This is a genomic window from Candidatus Electronema sp. TJ (assembly GCF_048287355.1).
In the GTDB taxonomy this organism is placed as follows: Bacteria; Desulfobacterota; Desulfobulbia; order Desulfobulbales; family Desulfobulbaceae; genus Electronema.
The window spans coordinates 1-7574 of record NZ_JBLWEP010000114.1; the positions used below are offsets into that span (position 1 = coordinate 1).

The window sequence follows — 7574 nt, forward strand, 5'->3', positions numbered from 1 at the left end:
CAACAGCTCCGCTTCTGCCCGCAGCGCATCCTGCGGGGTGTCGACCTCGATGGAGTCATGCTCGGTCAGCACCACTTTAATCCGGTAGCCGTACTCCAAGGCGCGGAGCTGCTCCAGCTTCTCGAAGCGTTCCCACTCGCCTTCGGGCAGAGCGACAAAGCTGAGCAGAAAGCCCTTGCGGTAGGCGTAAAAGCCAAGGTGTTTATAATAGGTGGGCGTGCCGTCCGCCGCGCTGCGCTGATAGGGGATGGGCGAGCGCGAGAAGTAGAGGGCGTTGCCGCTGCGGTCAAAGACCGTCTTCACATGGTTGGGGTCGCCGATCTCCTCCGGGCGGATGATCTTGTAGATCAAGGTCGCCATGGGCAATGCCGGGTCTTCGAGGAGCGGTCGCGCCACTTGGTTGATCACCTCCGGCGGGAAGAGCGGCTGATCCCCTTGGATATTCACCACCACGTCCTGCTCAGCAATGCCCAGCAGCTCGGCTGCCTCGGCCAGACGGTCGGTGCCCGACACATGGTCGGAGCGGGTCAGCACCGCTTCTGCGCCAAAGGCTGCCACGGCTTGGGCGATGCGCTCATCATCCGTTGCGACAGCCACTCGGCTGAGCAGAGGAACCTGCCTCGCACGCTCAACCACGTGCTGGAGCATCGGCTTGCCCGCGATCAGGGCCAAGGGCTTGCCAGGAAAGCGGCTCGACTGCCAGCGGGCAGGTATGATGGCAATGACATTGGGTTGTGCTGTGGTCATGGTTCTTCCTTTCTTCTTCCCTTGCCTTGCAAAAAAACAGGAACATGATACAGTGCGGGCCATGAAAGATCAATGCGCAAAATAACGGAGCTGGCTGCTGTGTTCCCGCCTGATTTGGCTGTGGCCTGCGCCGCGCCTGAGCTGCGCCCTCAGACGGAGGCGCTGGCCGCCCGGCTTGGCTTGCCTGTGGCTGCGGAGAACGAGCGTCGCCAGCTCCTGCTGCGCTGCACAGCAGAGGGGCTGGAATTAGTTAAGCCAGATGACCCGCAGCTGCGCGGGCCGCTGCGGGTGGACTTCGTTGCCGGGGCCTTCGCCTTCCGCTGCCAGCAGCAGGGCAAAGAGCTGCTGCTGCGGGCCGCTGGCTGCAAGGGCGGCTTCCGGCCTGCTGTGCTCGACGCAACCGGCGGCCTGGGCAGGGACAGCTTTCTCTTGGCCGCAGCAGGCTGCGCAGTGCATATTTTTGAGCGGAACCCAGTTGTGGCTGCGCTGCTGGCTGACGGCCTCGAACGCGCCCGCCTGCATCCAGCTGCTGCGGCCATCGCCAGCAGGATTAGTCTGAGCTGCGGCTGCTCCGTTGCCGCCTTGCGGGCTGCCGCGTTGCAGGGAGAGCGCATCGAGCTGGTCTATCTGGATCCCATGTTCCCGGAGCGGAGCAAGACTGCCTTGGTCAAGAAAGAGGCCCAGCTGCTGCAGCTGCTTTCTCCTCCGCCCAGCTTGGAGGAAGAGAAAGCCTTGCTGGACGCGGCGCGGGCCGCGAGTCACAGGGTGGCGGTCAAACGGCCTGCAAAGTCCCCGCATCTGGCCGGGCAGGCTCCCTCCCATGCTCTGCACGGAAAGACTGTGCGCTTCGATGTTTACCTCGCTGAACAAGAGCCGCAGCCGCTGCCGCAGGAATAGTGCTGGCAATTCCCGCCGCTCTTAGTTAATATTTTGACTTCTTTTTCATCTGAGGGGGAGCAGGAGGTTCAACAGGAACAACAAGCGGGGAGAGGCATTATGTTTTCACAAGGGTTGAAAAAAGAGACCGTCGTGTCCATCATCAACACCATCAGCCAGCTGAATCAGCTGCAGGATGTGGACATGATCTTGGACTGCACCCTGCATGAGGCCCGCGCTCTGGCCAAGGCTGACGCAGGATCGATCTTCCTGATGCAGAATGACGAGCTGGAGTTCCGCCATGTGCAGAATGACACCATCTTCGGCCACCGAGGAGGAGGCATCTCCCAGTACGGCACCGAGAGCCTGCCGGTGAGCGACAGCTCCATTGTCGGCTACTGCGCCCTGACCAAGGAGATGGTCTCCATCGATGACGCGTACACCATTCCTGAAGGCGTGCCGTACCGTTTCAACGCTTCGTTCGACGAGCAGAGCGGCTACCGCACTGTGTCCATTCTCGCGGTGCCGCTGATCTCCTGCGGCCACAGCTTGGTGGGGGTGATGCAGCTCATCAACGCCAAGGACCGGCGGGGCAGGCCGACAGTCTTCTCTGAGCAGACAAAGACCTTGGTGCCTATCTTCACCAACAACGCCGCAGCCCTCATCGAGCGGAGCATCCTCAACAGGGCGCTGGTACTGCGCATGGCGAAGATGGCTGAGCTGCACGATCCCAAAGAAACCGGTGCCCATGTTCAGAGGGTGAGTGCCTTCTGCGCCGAGATCTACCAGCGCTGGGCCGAGAATAGAAAGGTGCCCCGCTGGGAGATGCGGCGCTTCCGCGACATCATCAGCCAGGCTTCGATGCTGCACGATGCGGGCAAGGTCGGCATTCCCGACTCCATCCTGAAGAAACCAGGGCGCCTCACGCCGGAGGAGTTTGATCACATGAAGCAGCACACGCTCTATGGAGCCAGGCTGTTCGACAACATCTCGCCGCAGTCCTCCGCCTTGGACAGGATCGCGCGGGAGATCATCCTCTATCATCACGAGCGCTGGAACGGCTCCGGCTACCCTGAAGGGCTGGCTGGCGAGGCGATTCCGCTCGCCGCCCGCATCACAGCCTTGGCTGATGTCTTTGACGCGCTCTCTTCCAAACGCAGCTACAAGGAGGCGTGGAGCAGAGAGCTGACCTATGATGAACTCCGCAAGGAGTCTGGCCAGCACTTCGATCCGGAGCTGGTGGACACCTTTTTCCAGATCACCGATGTTATTCACGCCATCCAGCTGAAGTTTCCCTGAGTTATGATCGAGCAAGCCATTGCCGAGCTGAAAAAGCTCATCCCCTTCAAAGAGAGCACCGAACTGGGCGACATTGTCCTTGTCCTCGCGGAGGAAGAGAAGCAGCCCGCGCTTTTCTACGCCGTGGTGACGGAGATTGAGCGCGATCAGTCCCGCCGCGACGAGTGGTGGCATCTCTCTCTGCACCTTCTCACAGTGCCGCCCCAGCCCGTGGTGTGGACGCTGCGCACGCCGCAGTTCACTGGCCAGGAGAGCTTCACCATGGGCGGGAAAGGCCGCTTCATCAAAGCCCTGCGGATCGACAAGCCGAAGCCCGCGCAGCAGCAGCCGGAGACGAAGGCCAGAGGCGGCCTTCGTTTAGTCAAATGAGCCAATTGGTTTGGGAGAGCCGTGTCTCCCTCCCGAAAGGCGTGCACTGCCGGGTGGCGGCCAAGCTGAGCGAAACAGCCGCCGCCTATGACGCGACGGTGCGCATCAGCAGCGCACAGGGAGAAACGGCGGACTGTTCCTCAGTGCTGGAACTGCTCAGTCTTGCCCTCGTTGAGGGCAGTATGGCCCGCTGCACAGCGGAAGGACCGCAGGCAGCTCAGGCGGCGCAGGCCATTGACCGTCTGCTTTCGGCCGCAGAGGAGAGCTGATCATGGACAGCACGGCAGAGCGGCCTGAGCCGGGCGAGCCTGAGACCCTACACGGCATCAGCGGCTCGCCTGGCATCGTGGTCGGCAAGGTGGTGGTCTTCAGCCCGCAGGAGGACGGCTTTATCCGCTACCTGCTGGAGCCGGGCGCGGCGGAGCGGGAGGCGGCCCGCTTCTCCGCTGCCGTGGACCGGGCCGAGCAGGGCCTGATCAAGCTGCGGCAGCAGTTCGAGGGCGATCTGGCTGACACTGTGGCCATTGTTGACTCGCACATCCGCATGATGCGGGATCGGATGATCGTCGAGCAGACCCAAAACCTCATCCGCCAGCGGCAGATCAACGCCGAATGGGCACTTGACCTCTCCCTCGGCCTGATCAAGCGGAAGTTTGACCATATCGCTGACGACTACATCCGCAGCCGTTTCGCAGATGTGGAGTATGTGGCCCGCTTAGTGGCCGAGCAGCTCAGCGGCCAAGGGCGCAGCTTTCCGGCAGGCTTTGCCGAGCCAGTGATCGTGGCAGGCGAGGATTTTTCGCCTGAAGATACAATACGGATGCACACCGACAAGGTACTAGGCTTCCTCACCGAAAAAGGCGGCTCCACCTCGCACACCGCCATAGTCGCCCGCTCGCTCGGCCTGCCTGCGGTGCTGGGGGTGAGCGGCCTCACCAGCCGCTGCCGCAGCGGCGACACCATCATCCTTGACGGCTACGAGGGCCGGGTCTGCCTGCATCCGACCCTTGACCAGCAGCGGCTTTATCTGGAATACGACCGCCAGCACCGGGTCTTCTCCGACGAAATGAGCTGGTACATCCGCCTCTCCTCGGAGACAGTGGACGGCCTGCGGGTGCGGCTTTCCGCCAACATTGAGATACCTGACGAGCTGGAGGCGGTGATTTACTACGGGGCTGCCGGGATCGGCCTCTTCCGTTCGGAATTCGGCTACCTCCAGAGCAGACAGCTTCCAGATGAGGAGAAGCTCTTCTCTATTTATCGGAACATGGCCTCAGCCCTTGCGCCTCAGCCCGTGACCATCCGCACCTTGGACATTGGCGGCGACAAGCTTTCCTCGCATCTGCCGGAGCTGCGCCTGAGCCGCGAGCGCAATCCGGCCCTCGGGCTGCGCTCCATCCGTTTCTCCCTGCGGGAAAAAAACCTCTTTGAGACGCAGCTTCGCGCTCTGCTGCGGGCGGCCTGTCACGGCAGACTGCGCATCCTCCTGCCCCTGATCAGCTCTCTCAGCGAACTGCGCGAGGCGCGGGCGGTGATCAGCGGAGTGATGGAGCGGCTGGCGGCGGAAGGCGTTCCCTTCAACCCGGAAACTGAGGTCGGCATCATGATTGAAGTGCCCAGCGCGGTGGTCATGGCTGACAGCCTTGCCGCTGAGGCGGACTTCTTCAGCATCGGCACCAATGACCTGATTCAGTACTCGCTGGCCATAGACCGGGGCAACGAGTACGTGGCCCAGATGTATGACCCGCTCCATCCGGCGGTGCTGCGGATGATCAGCCAGACCGTGGACGCAGGCCACCGTCAAGGCATTGAGGTTTCCCTTTGCGGCGAGATGGCAGGCGATGTCTTCACCGCGCCGGTGCTGCTCGGTCTTGGTTTGGACGAGCTGTCCATGCGGCCATCCGCCATTCCTCATGTCAAACGTCTGCTCCGCCATTCCACCTTTGCCCGCTTGACCGAACTCGCCGCCCGCGTCCTGCACTGCAAGGACAGCACGGAAACCGCCTCCCTGCTTTCCCAGTATCTGACGGCCAATTATCCCGACCAGTTTTTAGATCGTGATGAACGAGCTTGAACTGATTGAGCATATCCGCCAGCTGGCAGACGGCGGCACGGAAGGCTTGCTGCTGGGCATCGGTGACGACTGCGCTGTGGTGGAGAAGGGGGGCGGCATGGTCTGGCTGCTGACTATGGACACCTTGGTTGAGTCCATCCACTTCCGCCGCGACTGGCATCCGCCGGAACTGCTGGGCCGCAAGACTGTGGCGGTGAATGTCAGCGACATCGCGGCGATGGGCGGCAGGCCGCTTTTCGTCCTGCTTTCCCTTGGCCTGCCTGCGGACTTTGATCCGGCCTGGGCCAGACAATTCATGCAGGGAGTTATTGCCGCCTGCCAAGAGCAAGGCTGCCTGCTCATCGGCGGGGACACAGTGTGCAGTCCGGAACAGATCTCATTGACCTTGACCGTGATAGGCGAGATGCAAAAAGAACAAGTGCTGCGCCGCGACACCGCGCAGCCCGGCGACACAATTTTTGTCTCCGGGCCGCTGGGTTGGTCAGCTGCCGGACTGTCTCTGCTTCAGGCGGAAAAAACGCTGGCGGACGCGGCCTGGCGGCAGCTCATCCTTGCCCATCTTGATCCGCAGCCGCGTGTGGAGCTGGGGCGTTTCTTAGCGCAGACTGGCTTGGTGCACGCGATGATGGACATGTCTGACGGCTTGGCCACGGATCTGGCCCAAATCTGCAAGGCCAGCAAAGTCGGCGCGGTGATCAAGGCTGATCTGCTGCCCGGCGGCGAGAAACTGGCCGGAGCGGCGGCATTGCTCAACAAGGATTGCACGCTGCGCTGGATGCTCTCCGGCGGCGAGGACTACGAGCTGCTCTTCACCGCCGCCGAAGGGGACGGCGAACGGTTAAAACAGGCAGCGGCGGCTCAGGGCTGGACAATTTATCCTGCGGGCGAAATCAGTGATGGGACAGGCCTGAAGCTGGTCCGCAGCGACGGCAGGATAGAAGAGAATATCTCTTTTCAAGGATTTGATCATTTCACAAAGGAAGAGTGATTTTGTGAAAGCTTTCCTGCGCAATCAACAAGAAGGAGTCGCAGGCAGGTTGAAGAGAGCCGGTCTTGCTCCACTGCTGTTTTTTTCTGCTGGAAACGGCGGAGCACGAGGCGAACATGCCGCCGCGCCAAACAGCAGGACGGCAGCCTCTTTTCCCGCTGCCAGATACTTTTGCCTTGCGAATTTACGGCGGAGCCTATATAAATGAACAATACAAAAAATTAAACCTTCCGGCAGATCAGTTTGCTCCGGAAAATTCCACAAAGAAGCAAAGGAGGGATGAACGATGAAGCTGAAAGTTCTGCTGCAGGCCGCGCTCCTGCTGGTGCTATCGGTGTGTGCCGCCCAAGCGGTCACAGTCACCGATGTGCGCCGCAATCCATTTTACGCTCCGCCGCTGAGTTCGGCGGACGATCTCCGCGACATGATGCAAGTCGCGCAGACAGACATTCAGGACGGCATGTATCAGGCAGGTTATCCTGAACTGCACCAGCCGCTGATGGAGCAGTTCGCCAGTGCCAAGATCAGACGGGTTGACTACATGCCGGGACAGACTTTTGTCTGGATGCTGTCCAAAGATCGCGGCCACGGCTCGGTGCGGGTGGTCAACGACATGGTCTGGGGCGGCGGAAGGCCGTTGGCGGCTTATGAATTCTCCATTTACAAAGACGGCTCGCAGTATGTCTTCGCCGTGCCTTTGGCCTGCGGCAACTTGGCTCTGAAAGAGGTCATCACCGGCGGCGGTGCTGGAACGGGAAGCGGCCAGACCGGCTGCATCTCCTGCTTCGGCTTCCGTTTTGTCGCGGATGTCGGCTATCTGCATCAGTCCGATCCGGCGGATTACCTGCTGCTGCGGGCCGGTGTCGAGCATTCTCTGAGCGAGCGGCTTTCCTTGCTGGCTATGGTCGGCGGCGCGCCGCATCTGTCCGGCACTGACGGCACTGACGCGTTTCTGGTTGATTTCCTGCTCCAGTACGACTGGTTCCGCTTCCGCTTCGGCAACCAATGGTCGCAGGCCTTCATCGGCATCGGCGCAGGCGGCTGGATCACTGACGGCAACGACGACTTGCCGGGCGAGGACAGCGACGTGGATCTGATCGCCAACATCGGCGCACGCATTTACGGTCAGCCACAGGGCTTCAACGCCTCGCTCTTCTTCGAGGCGCGTTCCGCCTTTGACGAGTTCGACACGCTGGGCGAGTACGGACGCTTCGGCGCAGG

7 protein-coding genes and 1 pseudogene are annotated in these 7574 nt (G+C 61.4%); 7 read left to right on the forward strand and 1 reads right to left on the reverse strand.

Going from position 1 to position 7574, the window contains the following annotated elements:
• Window positions 1–747: 3-deoxy-manno-octulosonate cytidylyltransferase (gene kdsB / locus ACNKID_RS08840; RefSeq protein ID WP_417913070.1), on the reverse strand; the 747-nt coding region annotated here is incomplete at its 3' end.
• A 72-nt stretch (window positions 748–819) separates the two neighbouring features.
• Between kdsB and ACNKID_RS08845 the strand changes: the two genes are divergently transcribed.
• The 7 genes and pseudogenes from ACNKID_RS08845 to ACNKID_RS08875 form a co-directional block, all read left to right on the forward strand.
• Window positions 820–1644, forward strand: a complete 825-nt coding sequence (locus tag ACNKID_RS08845) for a class I SAM-dependent methyltransferase (RefSeq protein ID WP_417913071.1) — start codon at window positions 820–822, stop codon at window positions 1642–1644.
• A gap of 99 nt (window positions 1645–1743) precedes the next feature.
• Window positions 1744–2922, forward strand: coding sequence for an HD domain-containing phosphohydrolase (locus ACNKID_RS08850; protein ID WP_417913072.1), 1179 nt, complete (start codon window positions 1744–1746; stop codon window positions 2920–2922).
• A gap of 3 nt (window positions 2923–2925) precedes the next feature.
• Window positions 2926–3291, forward strand: a complete 366-nt coding sequence (locus tag ACNKID_RS08855) for a hypothetical protein (protein WP_417913073.1) — start codon at window positions 2926–2928, stop codon at window positions 3289–3291.
• Complete coding sequence (locus tag ACNKID_RS08860) at window positions 3288–3560, forward strand: HPr family phosphocarrier protein (protein WP_417913074.1); 273 nt, start codon at window positions 3288–3290, stop codon at window positions 3558–3560. The genes ACNKID_RS08855 and ACNKID_RS08860 overlap by 4 nt, the downstream gene beginning before the upstream one ends.
• A 2-nt stretch (window positions 3561–3562) precedes the next feature.
• Window positions 3563–5365 (forward strand): phosphoenolpyruvate--protein phosphotransferase, encoded by a 1803-nt coding sequence (gene ptsP, locus ACNKID_RS08865; protein WP_417913075.1) that lies wholly within the window; start codon window positions 3563–3565, stop codon window positions 5363–5365.
• Window positions 5352–6353, forward strand: a complete 1002-nt coding sequence (thiL, locus tag ACNKID_RS08870) for a thiamine-phosphate kinase (RefSeq protein WP_417913076.1) — start codon at window positions 5352–5354, stop codon at window positions 6351–6353. Before ptsP ends, thiL begins: the two co-directional genes overlap by 14 nt.
• A gap of 286 nt (window positions 6354–6639) precedes the next feature.
• Window positions 6640–7574: pseudogene (locus ACNKID_RS08875) on the forward strand (hypothetical protein); the annotation flags it as partial.